This is a genomic window from Winogradskyella sp., from assembly GCF_028282165.1.
Taxonomy (GTDB): Bacteria; Bacteroidota; Bacteroidia; order Flavobacteriales; family Flavobacteriaceae; genus Winogradskyella.
In genome coordinates, this window is the sequence record NZ_JANQIM010000019.1 from 1 (window position 1) to 15380 (window position 15380).

The following is a 15380-nucleotide window of genomic DNA, read 5'->3' on the forward strand; positions in this document are numbered from 1 at the left end:
TAATCTTGTATTCTTTGGTGTCCGGCAATTGCTGACCGTTGCTTGTTGGATACTTCCAAAAACAAGTAGTCGCTGCAGAGGTGATCGTAATACCACGCTCTTGCTCTTGCTCCATCCAGTCCATAGTCGCTGCACCATCGTGCACCTCACCTATTTTATGAGACACACCAGTGTAGTAAAGTATACGCTCAGTAGTTGTTGTTTTACCTGCATCAATATGAGCAGCAATACCTATATTTCTTGTATATTTTAAATCTCTTGCCATTTTATATATTAAAATCTAAAGTGTGAGAATGCTTTGTTTGCTTCAGCCATTTTGTGCGTATCTACACGTTTTTTAACGGCAGCACCTTCTTCTTTTGCCGCAGCTAAAATTTCAGCAGCAAGTTTTTGCGCCATAGATTTTTCGTTACGCTTACGCGCATAGCCAATCAACCACTTCATGGCTGTTGATACTTTACGATCTGGACGAATTTGCATTGGGATTTGGAATGTAGCACCACCTACACGACGGCTACGTACCTCTACGTGAGGCATTACGTTAGACAAGGCATCTTTCCATACCTCTAACGCTGATTTTTCCTCGTTGTTCTTTTTCTCTTCTACAATATCAATAGCATCGTAGAATACTTTAAACGCCACAGACTTTTTACCGTCCCACATCATGTTGTTTACAAAACGTGTTACCAACTGGTCGTTAAACCTTGGGTCTGGTAAAAGCGGTCTTTTTTTCGCTTGTCTTTTTCTCATGTCTTCTTTTTAGTTTTTTAGCCTTTAGCTGTTAGCTATTAGCTTTAATTACTTCTTAGGGCGTTTTGCACCATACTTAGATCGACGTTGGGTACGACCAGCAACACCTGCTGTATCTAATGCACCACGAACGATGTGATATCTAACACCTGGCAAATCTTTAACCCTTCCACCTCTAACCAATACTATCGAGTGCTCTTGTAAGTTGTGACCTTCACCACCGATGTATGCATTAACCTCGTTACCGTTTGTTAAACGCACCCTTGCTACCTTACGCATTGCTGAGTTAGGTTTTTTAGGAGTAGTTGTGTAAACACGAGTACATACACCACGTCTTTGCGGACACGAATCTAAAGCAGCCGATTTACTCTTCTTGGTTATTTTGGCTCTTCCTTTTCGTACTAATTGTGAAATTGTTGGCATATATTACTATATAAATATTTGTTAACCCTCACTTTTGAGGGCTGCAAAGGTAGAAATATATATTTATAATTCAAATAGTTGAGAATTTATTTTTCAAAGAAACTGAAGGATTCATTTTTAACATATATATAATGGTCTATTTTTACGTTATAAATTAGATTGAAAATTAACAGAAACAAGAATCAGGATAGCCTGAAGATGCCGAAAAAAAAATACTTATTTCTCACAGTTATTTTATTGCTTTTTGCCAATGAGACTTTCAGTCAATCACTTACTTTGAAAGTTGAAACAGAAAGTAAGGATAAAACCGCAGTTATTGATTCTATCGCATACAAAAAGGAGTTTGTCAATTATTTGAGTATTAAATCAGAGCTAGACACTCTTAAATACAAACTTACCCGATTAGGTTATATAGACACTAGAATAGATTCCGTAGCTAAGCAAAATGACACATTATTCAAAGCTCAATTCTTTTTAGGCACAAAAATAAATCGCATACGAATTAGGTATGATTCCGTTTTCAATACCGAATTATTAAAACATATAAGTCATGTAAAAGGCGATGGTTTTTTTGAACTAGATATAATTCAAGCCGAACCCTCTCTTGACGAGTTAAATTCAAAAATCGCGGAGCAGGGCGATCCGTTTTCTACGCTTCAACTTATAAATATTTCAAAGCAAAATTCGGATTTAATAGCAGCAGATTTAAAAATTGTCTCTAATCAGAAAAGACGGATTGATATGATTATTGTAAAGGGCTATGAAAAGTTTCCGCAATCCTATATTAAAAGATTTATGAAATTAAGAACTGGTAAGACCTTCAACTTAAATGAAATCAAAGACAAGGTAGAATTGTTGGAAGATTTGCGCTTTGCTAATAAAATAAGAGATCCCGAAGTGCTGTTTACAAAAGACTCTACAACCCTATATTTATATGTCGAAAAAAACCGTGTTAATAATTTTGATGGTTTTTTAGGTTTTGGCACCAACGAGAATACCAACAGAATAGAATTTGATGGTTATTTGGATCTAAGACTGATTAACAACTTAAACTTTGGTGAAACCTTAAATTTATTCTACAAAAGTGATGAAATTGATCAGCAAACCTTTAGAGTTGATGCTGATTTACCTTATTTATTTGGCTCACCCATTGGTCTTCAAGTTGGATTGAATATTTTTAGAAAAGACACTACATTTTCTAATGCTAGCCAATATGCAAAAATCAATTACCAAATCAATGCACAACACAGAATTTCGGTTGGAATTACATCCACAAATTCTACAAATCTGTTGGATAATAACACTTCTATATTAAATGATTATACCTCTAATTATTATACTATAGGTTACAATTACACAAAGCCACAATTTTATGATCCATTATTCCCTATAAACTTTTGGTTTGATTTATCAACTGGATTTGGTAATAGAGAAAATGATTTAGGTAGTCAAAGTCAAACTGTTGTTAATTTAAACACGTACAAGATCTTCAATTTGAATCCCAAGAACAGCATTTACATTAGATTGAATGGTGCTATCTTGACTTCTGATGATTACCTTGATAACGAGCTCTTTAGATTTGGCGGCATCAATTCAATTCGTGGTTTTGAGGAAAATAGCTTGGTCGCTGATCTTTATGGTGTTATTAATACTGAGTATCGCTATCGGTTAAGTAACAGTATATATGTACACTCGGTTTTAGATGCAGCATATTTTGAAAATCAGATCACCAATGCCGAAGAAAAGCTTTTTGGCTTTGGGTTTGGATTAGGCTTATTGACCAATGCTGGTCTCTTTAGATTAAACTATTCTAGTGGAAAATCCGAGAACAGGCAGTTTCGACTATCGGACTCCAAGGTGCATGTAAGTTTAACAGCCACATTTTAATCAGGTTTCTATACCTTTGCAACTCATGAAAAAAGACACTATAATTTTTGGAATACGGGCTATAATCGAAGCCATAAAATCAGGTGAAACCATAGACAAGGTTTTTGTTCAGAAAGGCGTAAGAAGTCCACTTTTTCAAGAGCTTGAACAACTGCTTAGGTCCGAAGGCATCAATTCCTCTTATGTTCCTATTGAAAAACTGAACCGCCTTACCAAAGGCAATCACCAAGGTGCTGTAGCGCAAATTTCCCCTATAGCTTTTCATACTATAGATAACCTTGTAATGAATGCTTTTGAATCTGGCACGACACCTTTGTTTCTATTATTGGATCAGTTGAGCGATGTTAGAAATTTTGGTGCTATAGTCCGAACAGCAGAATGCACTGGCGTTTCTGGCATCATTATACAGAAAAAAGGAGGTGCTCCTGTAAATGGCGACACCATAAAAACCAGTGCTGGTGCCATTTTTAAAATACCAATATGCAAAGTTGATCATATAAAGGATGCCATTTTTCATATGCAATCATCAGGTATTAAAGTTATCGCTGCCACCGAAAAAGCCAATGACTATATCTATGATGTATCTTTTAAAGAACCCTGCGCTATTATTATGGGTTCTGAAGGTAAGGGAATAAACCCCTCAGTTTTAAAAGTTGTAGATCAACAAGCGAAGCTTCCTATTTTGGGGGAGATTGCATCACTGAATGTTTCTGTGGCTTGCGGTGCTTTTTTATATGAAGCCGTGAGGCAACGTGGACTCTAGTTGGCAGTAGTAGTTTGCTGTATTCAATATGAAATGTAAAGCACAAAGCAATCTTTTGGAATTTAGCGTTTGAGTTTTAGCTTATTCGTCTTTATTTTTCTTAAAAATGTAATTGATTCTTGTGGTTTGTTCTAATTCTGATTTGGGTTCAACTTCATCTTCTGGCAGAATCTCAATAAAGTTTCCATCTTCATCAAAATGCTTCATAAAAGGGTCGTCCTCTTCATTATAATCTGGCTGCTGCCATTTGTACCGTTCTGGTTTAGCAATTTGCTTTCTAAATATCAAGGCAAAGATGAGTCCTGAGATTAATCCACCCAAATGGCCTTCCCAGGAAATCCCATCCTTAATAGGAAAGACATACCAAATCATGCTTCCGTATAAAAATATAACCATTAATGACAGGGCAATGAGTCTGTAATGTTTTGCAAAAACTCCTTTAAAAAAAATAAAGCTCACCAAAACATATATTAGTCCACTTGCGCCTATATGGTTTCCTGGCCTACCGATAACCCATGTCAATAGACCTGATAATAAAATCCCATAGAGAATAACCTTCCAAGCAATCTTATTGTAGAAATAAAAAAGCGATAACGACAATACCAATAGGGGAAGCGAATTATTATATAGGTGATCAATATCTGAGTGCAAAAAAGGGCTCGTTAAAATACCTAAAAGTCCTTCTAGTTTTTGAGGTCTAATACCAAACGATTTAATACCATAATCAATATTGATCTGATACCAAAACACCAACCATATTAAGAACACAATGAGTAATGGATAGATAAGTATTGAATTTGAATATTTAAACTGCTCAGAAGACATCCATAAGATTTCAAAGACTTACTTCAAATTTATGACCAAAACGCCATACCATGAAATATTGTCATAAACACTTTCCTTAACATTCACATTTTGTAATTTTGGATTATGAATACGCCCTTAGCAGAACGACTTCGTCCAAAAACGCTTAAAGACTACTTAAGCCAACAGCATTTGGTTGGAGAAGATGGTATGTTATATGCCCAAATAAAAAGCGGCGTTATACCTTCGCTCATTTTTTGGGGTCCTCCTGGAATCGGAAAGACAACACTAGCTCACATCATTGCCAATGAATCTGAACGCCCTTTTTATAAGTTGAGTGCTATAAATTCTGGCGTAAAGGATATAAGAGAGGTTATAGATAAGGCAAAAAAAAGTGGCGGATTGTTTACTGCCAAAAATCCTATTTTGTTCATTGACGAAATTCACCGTTTCAGTAAATCGCAACAAGATTCACTTTTAGAAGCGGTTGAAAAAGGTTGGGTTACTTTAATTGGTGCTACTACCGAAAATCCGAGTTTTGAAGTGATTTCCGCTTTGCTTTCGAGGTGTCAGGTTTACACCTTAAATCCCTTTGGCAAAGCCGATTTAGAAGCGCTACTTCAGCGTGCGATAGAAGAAGATGAGCTTATTTCTAAACTAAACATAGAATTAAAGGACACCGAAGCTTTATTGAGGCTTTCTGGTGGAGATGCCAGAAAACTACTTAACATATTTGAGTTATTGGTGACATCATTTGAAAATGAACCTATCATTATTACTAATGAACTTGTGGCAAAACAAGTTCAGCACAAAGCGGCTCGGTACGACAAAACAGGCGAACAGCATTATGACATCATTTCAGCTTTTATAAAATCGATCCGCGGAAGTGACCCCAATGCAGCAGTGTATTATTTAGCACGAATGATTGAAGGTGGAGAGGATGTAAAATTCATAGCCAGACGTCTTTTAATTTTAGCCAGCGAAGATGTTGGTAATGCCAACCCAACGGCTTTGGTTATTGCCAACAATACATTCCAAGCTGTATCAGTCATTGGTAATCCTGAATCCCGGATTATTTTAAGTCAATGTGCCACTTATTTAGCGAGTTCCCCAAAAAGTAATGCGGCCTATGAGGCTATTAACAAAGCACAACAGTTAGTAAGAGAAACAGGAGACCTGTCAGTACCTTTATCTATAAGAAATGCACCGACTAAGCTTATGAAAGAGCTAGGTTATGGAGATGACTATAAATACGCACACAGTTACGAAAACAATTTTGCTGAACACGAATTTTTACCCGAAGAAATAAAGAACACCAGATTATACAACCCTGGTAATAATACAAGGGAACAAGCTCAACGCAATTATTTAAAAGCGTTATGGAAAGAAAAATACGGTTATTAAATGTTCAGGATACTTAGAATTTAATATTTAACGTTACGGAATTATATCCTTTTTCTGTAGTTTCAGAGTAAATCCACTTCCCATTTTCAGAATAAACAATAGCTTCTTTGCCTTTTACAATGAATACATTTGATTTTGCTGTTTTCAGTAGCAACATAACTTTTTTTGGCGTAGTATCTACCAACTGAAATCCATTTGTCATGGGTTGGGCATAAAGTATGTCTGTTTCTTCTTCATTGGTTTCAAGTTGAATTGATTGCTCTATGTTCTCAACTATTTCCACATCATCTTCTAAATCTCCCTCTTCTTGAATATCCACAATTTCTGGCACTGGTGGTTGCTCTGTAGTTACAGTATCTTCCACTCTACTTTTGGTCTCGATCTTCGAGAAGTCTAATGTAACAAAAGCCTTTTGTAGAGCATCCTTGTAAGCCACATCCAAATCCTTTTTCTTTGTAGACCCTTCTTCAGACTCCAAGATTATTTTTCCCAAACAATCCTTGAAAGAGATTTTTAATTTAGTTTTTAAAAATCCTCCTTTTACCTTGTCTACATCGGCGTACATTGCCAAACATCTATCTTTGAAAAGATCTTGTGGAAGTTGTTCTCCTTCGTCAAAATACACCTCAAATCCTTCTTGTTTCAATAAATACCTAGTTAGTGTATTTAATCTATACTGGTCATTTTCTGTTAAAAAACCATATTGTAGCGGCACAACAATATATTTATAGGGCTGCGTTGTAGATTGAGACTCCACTTTTACGATACAAGCTATTAGAAAAAATATTAATACAATAGTTCTCTTCATAAGAATGTTTTTATTTCTATTAATTCATTGATGGTTTTATACGGTATGGATAAAGTTTGGTTTCTACAGTTAAAAAAAATAGTATCCATTCCAACGCGTTGAGCGCCTTCAATATCTGCTTCAAGACTATCGCCTATCATTATGCTTTCTTCTGCATTGGCATTGGCAATGTCTAAAGCAAAATTAAAAATTTTTGGGTTAGGTTTTTTTACACCTACCATTTCAGAATTAGTTATGGTTTTAAAATAGTGCTTTATGGCAGAATTTCTCAATTTTCGTTCTTGGGCTTCTTCAAAACCATTAGTAATAATATGCAATTGATATTTTCCCCTCAAATAATTGAGAATTTCAATAGTTCCTTCAAATAAATGATTAAAGGTCGTAAGATGTTCTATGTAAGACACGGATAAATGATTGATCGTAGTATCATCTACATCAACTTTTATGGCATTAAAAGCATCTTTTAGTCTTCCGTAACGCAGATCTGCTTTAGAGATACGCTCTTCTCTGTAAAGCTTCCAATAGTCGAGGTTGATAGGCTCATAGACTTTTAAAAACTCATTCAAAACCACATCTATATTATTAAGCTCAAATATCTTTTTAAATGTTAAGCCAGAGTTTTTGTCAAAGTCCCAAAGCGTATGATCCAAATCGAAAAAAACATGTTTTACATTATCTTTCATTCAGCAGTCTCTATGATTAAATTAAAAAGTGCTCTATACCCTTTCCAGCGTTCTATATCTGCGAAAGTATAATTATGAAATATCGGCACAAAAGTTCCGTTAACAGCTTTTATATGATTTATAAGCTTTTGTAGGTGTTCAGATTTATCTAATTGCGAATCATACTTCAACAAAGCGAAATCCAAACAATGATATGGATTTATTTTTAATGGTGTCTGTACCTCGTAATCTAAATCGTACCATTGAAATGGCGTACATGTACCAGCTCTAAAACCCAATGTATCTACATAACCCATAGAAAAGTCTTGGTTAATTTCCAACTCTATTAGATTTCTATAGGATTTGGGGAGATTTAGCTTGGAAAACGAATGCCTAACGGCTTTTAACTCTGAATTAATAATGGTTTCCATCTTTAGTTTTTCTTTCTTTAAAACCGAAATATCTTCAAGAGCAAAATAAGACGCCTTTAGACCGACATCACTGTAATCTGCAACAGATTTAATGAGCGATACAAATTCTTTCTTGTTAGTACTAATATTCTTATCGTAGGTAGAATAATCTCCAATTAAGAAGAACACCATAAACTTAAAATCACATAGTTTCTGCTTGGTAATTATCCATTTAAAGGTATCATAAGGATCGCGTTTAAATCCCATAAGAACAGAATAACGTTGATACAATTGCCTTAACCTTAATCTTCCGATATCACTAAATGTTCCTCCTATGGTTCGCAATAATCCTTTTTTCCTAAAATAATAGGCCATTGGCACATCAATAACAGGCTGTACCTTATAGCTTCGCTCGGAGAATACAAAATCCGGAAACCGTTTTTTGAGGACATTCTGTAGTTTGTATGCCCAAATATCTACAATGGGTTGATTTAAAAACCTATGCTTAAATGCTAAGCTCTCTTTGGCCATAAACCTTCCATAATCATCTTTTACATGGGGCAAATATTCTTCATACCGACTTAATAAGTAGAACGATGCTGCAAAAATATCGAAAGGTAAATCACTACGCTCACTTGTTGGGAAAAAGCCTTTGGTATCATTCCATTGTTGTACGCTAATATCTATATCGGATAGACCTTGCTCGAACAATAGTTCGTTACTACGTACATAAAGCTCACTACTCAATGGCTTTTTAGTATAAGACATTTTTAAGCTACTGTGCGCTATAAAATCCTCAACTTTGGATGTGAACTTCACTTCTAAACCAAGAATACGCTTGCATATATGCTTAAATGTATACTTTAAGCGAGGTGTGATCTTATGCGTGTACACTAATAACATTACAACAATTCTTCGTCTGCGAAACTAAAGTACGCTTTCTCGGTTACAATAAGATGATCTAAAACCTTAATATCCAAACTCTCGGAAGCCAACTTTAATTTCTGTGTAATAGCCTTATCTGACTGACTAGGTTTTAAAGTGCCCGAAGGATGATTATGGCATAAAATCAAGGACGTAGCACCTACTTCTAATGCATTTTTGAGTACTAAACGTACATCTACTAAAGTTCCTGTAATACCGCCTTTGCTCAACTGATTTTTGTGAAGGATTTTATTCGAGTTGTTAAGGTATAGTATCCAAAACTCCTCATGAGGCAACTCACCTAGAATAGGTTGCATGATATTAAAAACAGTTCTACTAGATGTTATCTTCTCCAATTTTAAAGCATCTTCTAATCGTCGTCGCTTCCCTAGTTCTAAGGCAGCAGCAATAGTAATGGCCTTAGCTTCCCCTATTCCTTTAAATTCCATTAACTGATTGATGGTTAATTTTCCAAGGGTATTAAGATTATTATCTACCCTAGCCAAAATGCGTTTGCATAAGTCAACAGCACTTTCATCTCGGCTACCCGAACCAATTAATATGGCTACGAGCTCTGCATCACTTAAAGCGGTTTTTCCTTTATCTCTTAATTTTTCCCTGGGTTGATCATCTTGTGACCAGTTTTTTATGGAGAATGAAGTCGATTTGTAAGACATGCTTTAAAGATAAAAAATTGTAAATTTAATGCACTAATTAAATTAATTATTTCCATGGCTATAAAATCCTTTTTTGAAGATGGCGTCTATGACGAAATCTCCTCTCGAATTCAGCAGCTTCATAAAGATTCTAAACCCATTTGGGGAAAAATGAATGTAGGGCAAATGCTTCATCATTGCCAAATGCCACTTAATATTATATTAGAAAAAGAAAATTATGGTGTTAAGCCCAATTGGTTGGTGAATTTATTGTTTAAGAAAAGTATGTATAGTAACAAACCTTGGAGAAAAAACATGCCAACAGCTCCAGGTTTTAAAATAACTGAGGAAAAGGATTTTGACACAGAATATAAAGCCATTACTAATCTTTTAGGAGAATTACACTCCCAACGTGAAAAAGACCAATGGCAACCACATCCTTCCTTTGGAAAATTGACCAAAGATCAATGGGGAAAAATGCAGTACAAGCATCTCGATCATCACTTTAGACAATTTGGTGTATAGTAAGTGATTAGTTTCAATAGTTTAAAGTAAATTTATGTCCCACTTTTACAGGCTCAGTGTCATAATGTAAGTTTAGAAAATGAAGTATCCGCGAAAACACTACCAAGATGACGATATCTACCATATGATTGAAGTCATTAAAACCTATCCTTTGGCAACAGTCATTTCGGTACAAAACAATGAACCACTTATTACGCATTTACCATTGGTGTATGAGGAAAAAAAATTGATTGGGCATATTGATATTTATAATCCCCAAGCCCAATTGCTCAAAGATGATCATAAGGTTACTATTATTTTTGGTGGCCCTCAATGCTATATTTCACCAACCGTCTATTCAACAACACAATTACCCACTTGGAACTATATTAAAGTTCATATAAAAGGTATCGTAAAGGCTATTAAAAGTAAAGAAGCTCTAAAACAATCCTTAATAACCATGACCGAGTTTTTAGAGGCGCCAGACCACAAATACGTTTTGGAGCCCGACAATCCTCGGTTAAATACTAACCTCAACTATATTGAGATGTTCGAAATTGATATTACCCACTGGGAAGGGAAATTTAAACTCTCACAGGATAAAAAAACAAGCGACATGAAAGCCGCTAGAGAAGAATTGATAAGAGCCAATCAAGAAAGTATAAGAAAGTTTTTAGATAGTGTGTTTTAGCCTTAACTCCCATCAATCTTGGACTGGCTTATAAGATAGTTTTGCTGTTAATTAACGTACATCATTAATTAATGTACAATTATATTCCTTGTTTGACTAAACTTTAGTTTTAAACCAACTAATTATTTTTAACAAACATCAAATTAGAATAATTTATCCCACTCCTCATAAATCCTTTCATCTTTCATACCTCTAGCATGTTGGCTATGCTCATTTGTAATAACCCTAGTAAGATTGTATGAGTATACATCATATAAAGAATTTAACCAGTAGTTCTGTACACTACGGTATTCCTTTACAACCTCATTCTTAAGGTAACTTGTTCCTATATATTTGAAAAAATTCATAGTAAACTTCCCATATGCCCTTCTAGTATTATCATTACTTTTTTTGATTCTTTCTGCTTCACTTTTTGATGCATTATGGGGAATATAGCTATATGGAGTAGTTATGAACTCAAAAAAATTAGAACTCATTTCTTTAACGGTCTTTGAAGAATCATCAACGCCATGAATATCTACCATTGATTTACTAAGAGCGCTTTCGATTTCGATAAGCTCCATAATTTTTGTTGAATTTAGATCAGTAATCTCATAAGGGATTTCATTTATCCGAGTGAAGAATTTTGCCCCCATTGGTTGGAACTTTGGAGAACCAATACCGATTTGACTCATTTTTCTGACTCTTACTTTATAATCGGAATATTCTAAATAGCAAAATGCAGCGGTTCTCTGTTTTAATACTACTAAATCCGAATATATCTTTTTATAGAAAACATCATTTATTTCACTCAATTTATAATTTTCTATGATATAATTCCACCAGCTATCAAATCCATTACTAGCAACAATGCAATATCTATCTACTATTTTTTCTTTATTAGAGTTTTCGATATAATCACCTACTTTTTTACTGAACAACTCTCTTTGTTTATCTGAAGTCTGACTTAAGTTTGAAAAAATTATTAACAGTTTCTTATCTTCTACAATCTCATCGATATTAGGATAAGTCATGTTGTTAAAATGGAAATTGACTAAATGATAGGATATTACATATTTATCTTTCCACGAATCAATAGAACTTTGCTGAATTAGTGAATTTAATTTTAGCTTATTAGTATCATATGTAGTTATTGGCCAATATTTTAAATTTCTATTATATTTACCAGCTCTAATTTTATCTATTTTACTACTAACAAACCCCCAGTTAATTTTTTCAAAATTTGTTTTAGTAAAAACGCCATACAAGTATCTATTAATTTCTCTGTAATTCTTTCCATAATTATTATTGAAAAAATACCATCCATTATTATGAAGTAAATATCTTAAGGAGTTAGTTAGTATAAGCTTATCTATTAAATCTTTAGGAAATTCAAGTAATCTCATCTTTTCTATGTCTTCATTATTAAGAGGAACATAGTTTGACTGACACAAAATATTATTTAATAATTTATATGTTCTTGTCTTTTTAGATTTTTTTAAAACATTAAAATCATCATAACCATATAAATCAAGAGGAGTACTCGATTTTTCTTTTATATGCTTATAAACTATTGGAGAATGTTTTTCGCTTAGTTTTGAATTTGATTCGATTTCTTTCAATATAAATTCTCCATGCGTATACCATATATCTTGTTGCAAATTCTTGTATTCCCTCCATAACATTACATTAAAAAAATAGTCTTCCTTTTTTATTTCTTGACCATTTAGACTGAACAATACTAATAAAGTTACTACAAATATTATTTTGTCTTTAACTAAAATAATTTTCATATTTAGGAATAATTAATATTAGGATTCATATTTACATGAATTAAAGCTAACTTTTTAAAAATCTCAAAGTAAGCATATGATGTTATTTTTTTGTAAAACTTAAAAAGCACTTAATACTATTTAAAAAAGAATCGTTCTTCTTAAGAATAGTAAATTCTTGTTATAAAATCCAAGTAGTCGTAACTATAGCATCACATCAAAAGCTTAGAATTTTTTTAAAAGTTTTTAGAAAATAAATAACTTTAAGGAGCAATCTTTAAACCGCTAAAAATGAAGGAAATTAAAAAGGAAGACATTACACAAGAAGTTTTTGATCTTTACGATGACTATGCACATAACAAACTCAACCGACGTCAATTTGTTGAAAAGCTATCTATTTATGCTGTTGGAGGTCTAACTGTATCGTCTTTACTAAGTTTTATGTCCCCAAATTATATCGATACGCTTTTAGTAAAACCAGATGACCCAACCTTAGATTCTAGTTTTATCGACTATGAATCCCCAAAAGGCGGTGGAACTATTAAAGGTTTATTATCTAAGCCCAAAGCGCATGATGAAAAATTAGCGGGTGTTGTTGTGGTCCATGAAAATCGTGGGCTCAATCCTTACATAGAAGATGTTGGCAGGCGTGTTGCAAAAGCAAACTTTATATCTTTTGCCCCAGATGCCTTATCACCTTTAGGTGGCTACCCAGGTAATGATGATGATGGTAGAGCCATGCAAAAAAAACGTGATAGAAACAAGATGCTCGAAGACTTCATTGCAGCTTACGAATATTTAAAAAACCATAAGGATTGTAATGGTAAAGTAGGTGTTGTTGGTTTTTGTTTTGGTGGTTGGATCTCAAATATGATGGCTGTACGCTTACCTAATCTTGGTGCCGCAGTGCCCTATTATGGTAGACAGCCTGAAGCTGAAGATGCTAAAAAAATAAAAGCCCCACTTTTACTCCAATACGGTGAATTAGACACCAGAGTAAATGCTGGTTGGCCAGCATTTGAAAAAGTACTAAAGGATAATAACATTGAATATGAGGCGTATATCTATCCAGGCGTTAATCACGGTTTTCATAATAATACCACACCGCGTTATGATAAAGAAGCAGCACAGCTATCTTGGGATAGAACCATTGCCTTTTTTAATAAGCACTTAAATAAACTTGACTAGTTTAAAATTTCTCTTCGGATTTTAATGAATCGTAAAACAATAAAAAAAGGTGAGCTTGTTCAACGAACTGGTGAGTTAAATTCTAAAATTTATCATGTTCATGAGGGATTGTTGAGAGGTTATAGTATCGATGAAAAAGGAAAAGAACATATTTTCATTTTTGCACCAGAAAACTGGACCATTGCTGACAACCTGCCCCCCGAAGTGCCCTGTGATTTATTCATCGATGCCCTTGAAGATTCTATTGTTACAGTCCATGAAAAAGACATTTCCAAAGAACATCAAAATATAAAACCTTTGGTTAAGCGACTCGCTGTTTTACAAAAGAGAATTATTATGCTTATGAGCTTCTCGGCTAAAGAGCGCTATGCCCATTTTTTGGAAACCTATCCAAACATCATACAGCGCGTCCCTCAAAAAATGATCGCTTCTTACTTAGGAATTACACCTGAAGCGTTGAGTACCATAAAACGTAAACATTTAAAAAAATAATCACTTCTTAATCTAGATTAATGCATAAGTGAATCGGTTATCCCATTTTTGATTGAATAAATTTTCTTCAAAATGAAAAACCTATCACTACTGTTCAAGATTTCTACAATGCTTTGGATTATTTGGGGACTTGTCCATGTGCTTGCTGGTGTTATGACTATGCGAGGTATATTAATTGATGATATCACCGCTTCAGTTGCCGGAATAGCGGATGCTGTAGATCCAGCATCTCTAAAAACAGATTATCCAAAAGCTGCAGGAGCTATTATTGGGCAGCATGGTTTTAACCTATTTTGGATTGGCATTGTGACTTTTATTTCCGCTTTTTACGTTTGGAAAGGCAATAAAAATGCCATTTTCTTAGCCGCGATAACTGGTGGTTTAGCCGACTTAGGTTATTTTCTATTTATGGATTTGGGCGGCTACGTAAAGTTTATGCCAGGTACTGTAATGACTATTGTGTCGTCATTGGCGATAATACTTAGCTTTTACGCTTATTTTAAAACGAAAGCAGTAACTAATAGTTTGTAAAATTGTTTATTACTATTCTATTGAGTAAGAGTCTAGCCGTCTTATTATAAACGGAATGTCTTCACTAACAAAAGACGACGTATCATAAATGAGTCCATAACCATCAGCATAATAAAAATGATCCAATCCAGGTGACTGAACACCATCATTTAAAATAGCATAGCGTTGCGAGTAGGTACTGATAAAACTACCTGCCTCTACTGTAATTTCATTATCTAAAGCGATAAGCTGATCATAAACGATTCCCCAATCTGCCGAACTCAGTATTCTAGCCGAAAAATTATTGTTGGCATATTTTATACTGCCATCATCGCGTATCAAATACCCTAAAGAATCCCTTAACAACTCAAAATGCTCACCGTTAGGATTACATAAGGCAATGCCTGTTTCGTTACCGGTAGTCCAGCGCCTAAACTTATAGTAGATTTCATCATTTAATACTTCAGTGCCGACAATACTTACTGAATCTATAACACCAGTCTCATCATAGGTTTGAGTAGTAGAGTTGTACTTGTAGTTTTTGTAGATCCATTGGTTGCCAACGGTTAATGCATAAAAATTAGAGTCAGCATCTTGTGCATCTTGGTTATTGTCAGTGGTGGAGCAAGAAAAAGTGATTAAAGCAATAAAGCAGAGATAAACTGTTCGTTTCATGATTATTGTGATTGATTATAACTTGAAACGTAGTGATGCTTTATCTTTTTAAGGTTGGTTAAACTGATTAAATAACGT

Annotated in this window: 18 protein-coding genes; 8 read left to right on the plus strand and 10 right to left on the minus strand. The window is 34.3% G+C overall.

All coding sequences use genetic code 11. From position 1 onward, the window contains the following. The 3 genes from Q0972_RS08070 to rpsL form a co-directional block, all read right to left on the minus strand. Positions 1 to 265: GTP-binding protein (locus Q0972_RS08070; protein WP_299364654.1), on the minus strand; the 265-nt coding region annotated here is incomplete at its 3' end. A gap of 8 nt (positions 266 to 273) precedes the next feature. Next, a complete protein-coding gene (gene rpsG / locus Q0972_RS08075) occupies positions 274 to 750 on the minus strand; it encodes a 30S ribosomal protein S7 (protein ID WP_299364656.1) in 477 nt (158 codons plus the stop codon). A 48-nt stretch (positions 751 to 798) separates the two neighbouring features. Then, complete coding sequence (gene rpsL / locus Q0972_RS08080) at positions 799 to 1173, minus strand: 30S ribosomal protein S12 (RefSeq protein ID WP_008269190.1); 375 nt, start codon at positions 1171 to 1173, stop codon at positions 799 to 801. Positions 1174 to 1449: 276 nt separating this feature from the next. Between rpsL and Q0972_RS08085 the strand changes: the two genes are divergently transcribed. Together Q0972_RS08085 and rlmB are read left to right on the plus strand one after the other, a co-directional pair. Beyond that, complete coding sequence (locus Q0972_RS08085) at positions 1450 to 3060, plus strand: POTRA domain-containing protein (RefSeq protein ID WP_299364658.1); 1611 nt, start codon at positions 1450 to 1452, stop codon at positions 3058 to 3060. A 25-nt stretch (positions 3061 to 3085) separates the two neighbouring features. Then, a complete protein-coding gene (gene rlmB / locus Q0972_RS08090; RefSeq protein WP_299364659.1) occupies positions 3086 to 3823 on the plus strand; it encodes a 23S rRNA (guanosine(2251)-2'-O)-methyltransferase RlmB in 738 nt (245 codons plus the stop codon). Between the two features lie 81 nt (positions 3824 to 3904). Here rlmB and Q0972_RS08095 read toward each other — a convergent pair whose 3' ends face one another. After that, positions 3905 to 4648: a rhomboid family intramembrane serine protease gene (locus Q0972_RS08095; protein WP_299364661.1), complete on the minus strand. Its 744-nt coding sequence runs from the start codon at positions 4646 to 4648 to the stop codon at positions 3905 to 3907. Positions 4649 to 4753: 105 nt separating this feature from the next. Here Q0972_RS08095 and Q0972_RS08100 point away from each other — a divergent pair, with 105 nt between their 5' ends. Further along, a complete protein-coding gene (locus Q0972_RS08100) occupies positions 4754 to 6031 on the plus strand; it encodes a replication-associated recombination protein A (RefSeq protein WP_299364663.1) in 1278 nt (425 codons plus the stop codon). Positions 6032 to 6044: 13 nt separating this feature from the next. Here the strand turns inward: Q0972_RS08100 and Q0972_RS08105 are convergent, their stop codons facing one another. The 4 genes from Q0972_RS08105 to radC are packed head-to-tail and all read right to left on the minus strand — an operon-like array spanning position 6045 to position 9512. Then, on the minus strand, positions 6045 to 6839 hold the full coding sequence (locus Q0972_RS08105; protein ID WP_299364665.1) for a hypothetical protein: 795 nt from the start codon (positions 6837 to 6839) through the stop codon (positions 6045 to 6047). After that, entirely contained in the window at positions 6836 to 7522 is a 687-nt protein-coding gene (locus Q0972_RS08110) for a YjjG family noncanonical pyrimidine nucleotidase (protein ID WP_299364666.1), read from the minus strand. Before Q0972_RS08110 ends, Q0972_RS08105 begins: the two co-directional genes overlap by 4 nt. Beyond that, a complete protein-coding gene (locus Q0972_RS08115; protein ID WP_299364668.1) occupies positions 7519 to 8814 on the minus strand; it encodes a polysaccharide deacetylase family protein in 1296 nt (431 codons plus the stop codon). The genes Q0972_RS08110 and Q0972_RS08115 overlap by 4 nt, the downstream gene beginning before the upstream one ends. Further along, positions 8814 to 9512 carry a DNA repair protein RadC gene (gene radC, locus Q0972_RS08120; RefSeq protein WP_299364670.1) on the minus strand — a complete coding sequence of 233 codons (699 nt, stop codon included), beginning with the start codon at positions 9510 to 9512 and terminating at the stop codon, positions 8814 to 8816. The genes Q0972_RS08115 and radC overlap by 1 nt, the downstream gene beginning before the upstream one ends. Before the next feature lie 54 nt (positions 9513 to 9566). On the opposite strand from radC, the gene Q0972_RS08125 reads away from it, so the two are divergent. Both Q0972_RS08125 and Q0972_RS08130 read left to right on the plus strand, forming a co-directional pair. Continuing rightward, entirely contained in the window at positions 9567 to 10016 is a 450-nt protein-coding gene (locus Q0972_RS08125) for a DUF1569 domain-containing protein (RefSeq protein ID WP_367182399.1), read from the plus strand. A gap of 79 nt (positions 10017 to 10095) precedes the next feature. After that, the gene (locus tag Q0972_RS08130; RefSeq protein WP_299364672.1) at positions 10096 to 10686 is read left to right on the plus strand and encodes an FMN-binding negative transcriptional regulator; all 591 of its coding nucleotides are present in this window, start codon (positions 10096 to 10098) and stop codon (positions 10684 to 10686) included. Between the two features lie 143 nt (positions 10687 to 10829). On the opposite strand, the gene Q0972_RS08135 is transcribed toward Q0972_RS08130, so the two are convergent. Continuing rightward, positions 10830 to 12458 carry a hypothetical protein gene (locus Q0972_RS08135; protein ID WP_299364674.1) on the minus strand — a complete coding sequence of 543 codons (1629 nt, stop codon included), beginning with the start codon at positions 12456 to 12458 and terminating at the stop codon, positions 10830 to 10832. Between the two features lie 270 nt (positions 12459 to 12728). On the opposite strand from Q0972_RS08135, the gene Q0972_RS08140 reads away from it, so the two are divergent. The 3 genes from Q0972_RS08140 (at position 12729) to Q0972_RS08150 (ending at position 14648) form a co-directional block, all read left to right on the plus strand. Further along, a complete protein-coding gene (locus Q0972_RS08140; protein ID WP_299364676.1) occupies positions 12729 to 13625 on the plus strand; it encodes a dienelactone hydrolase family protein in 897 nt (298 codons plus the stop codon). 24 nt (positions 13626 to 13649) lie between these two features. Continuing rightward, positions 13650 to 14117, plus strand: a complete 468-nt coding sequence (locus Q0972_RS08145) for a Crp/Fnr family transcriptional regulator (protein WP_299364677.1) — start codon at positions 13650 to 13652, stop codon at positions 14115 to 14117. A 72-nt stretch (positions 14118 to 14189) separates the two neighbouring features. Beyond that, on the plus strand, positions 14190 to 14648 hold the full coding sequence (locus Q0972_RS08150) for a hypothetical protein (RefSeq protein WP_299364679.1): 459 nt from the start codon (positions 14190 to 14192) through the stop codon (positions 14646 to 14648). 12 nt (positions 14649 to 14660) lie between these two features. Here the strand turns inward: Q0972_RS08150 and Q0972_RS08155 are convergent, their stop codons facing one another. Beyond that, a complete protein-coding gene (locus Q0972_RS08155) occupies positions 14661 to 15302 on the minus strand; it encodes a hypothetical protein (RefSeq protein WP_299364680.1) in 642 nt (213 codons plus the stop codon). Positions 15303 to 15380 lie beyond the last annotated feature (78 nt).

Excerpts from the sequence above, each read along its gene's own strand:
- rpsG (WP_299364656.1), bottom strand. The coding sequence starts at position 750 with ATGAGAAAAAGACAAGCGAAAAAAAGACCGCTTTTACCAGACCCAAGG.
- rpsL (WP_008269190.1), bottom strand. The coding sequence starts at position 1,173 with ATGCCAACAATTTCACAATTAGTACGAAAAGGAAGAGCCAAAATAACC.
- rlmB (WP_299364659.1), top strand. The coding sequence starts at position 3,086 with ATGAAAAAAGACACTATAATTTTTGGAATACGGGCTATAATCGAAGCC.
- Q0972_RS08095 (WP_299364661.1), bottom strand. The coding sequence starts at position 4,648 with ATGTCTTCTGAGCAGTTTAAATATTCAAATTCAATACTTATCTATCCA.
- Q0972_RS08100 (WP_299364663.1), top strand. The coding sequence starts at position 4,754 with ATGAATACGCCCTTAGCAGAACGACTTCGTCCAAAAACGCTTAAAGAC.
- Q0972_RS08105 (WP_299364665.1), bottom strand. The coding sequence starts at position 6,839 with ATGAAGAGAACTATTGTATTAATATTTTTTCTAATAGCTTGTATCGTA.
- Q0972_RS08110 (WP_299364666.1), bottom strand. The coding sequence starts at position 7,522 with ATGAAAGATAATGTAAAACATGTTTTTTTCGATTTGGATCATACGCTT.
- Q0972_RS08115 (WP_299364668.1), bottom strand. The coding sequence starts at position 8,814 with ATGTTATTAGTGTACACGCATAAGATCACACCTCGCTTAAAGTATACA.
- radC (WP_299364670.1), bottom strand. The coding sequence starts at position 9,512 with ATGTCTTACAAATCGACTTCATTCTCCATAAAAAACTGGTCACAAGAT.
- Q0972_RS08125 (WP_367182399.1), top strand. The coding sequence starts at position 9,567 with ATGGCTATAAAATCCTTTTTTGAAGATGGCGTCTATGACGAAATCTCC.
- Q0972_RS08130 (WP_299364672.1), top strand. The coding sequence starts at position 10,096 with ATGAAGTATCCGCGAAAACACTACCAAGATGACGATATCTACCATATG.
- Q0972_RS08135 (WP_299364674.1), bottom strand. The coding sequence starts at position 12,458 with ATGAAAATTATTTTAGTTAAAGACAAAATAATATTTGTAGTAACTTTA.
- Q0972_RS08140 (WP_299364676.1), top strand. The coding sequence starts at position 12,729 with ATGAAGGAAATTAAAAAGGAAGACATTACACAAGAAGTTTTTGATCTT.
- Q0972_RS08145 (WP_299364677.1), top strand. The coding sequence starts at position 13,650 with ATGAATCGTAAAACAATAAAAAAAGGTGAGCTTGTTCAACGAACTGGT.
- Q0972_RS08150 (WP_299364679.1), top strand. The coding sequence starts at position 14,190 with ATGAAAAACCTATCACTACTGTTCAAGATTTCTACAATGCTTTGGATT.
- Q0972_RS08155 (WP_299364680.1), bottom strand. The coding sequence starts at position 15,302 with ATGAAACGAACAGTTTATCTCTGCTTTATTGCTTTAATCACTTTTTCT.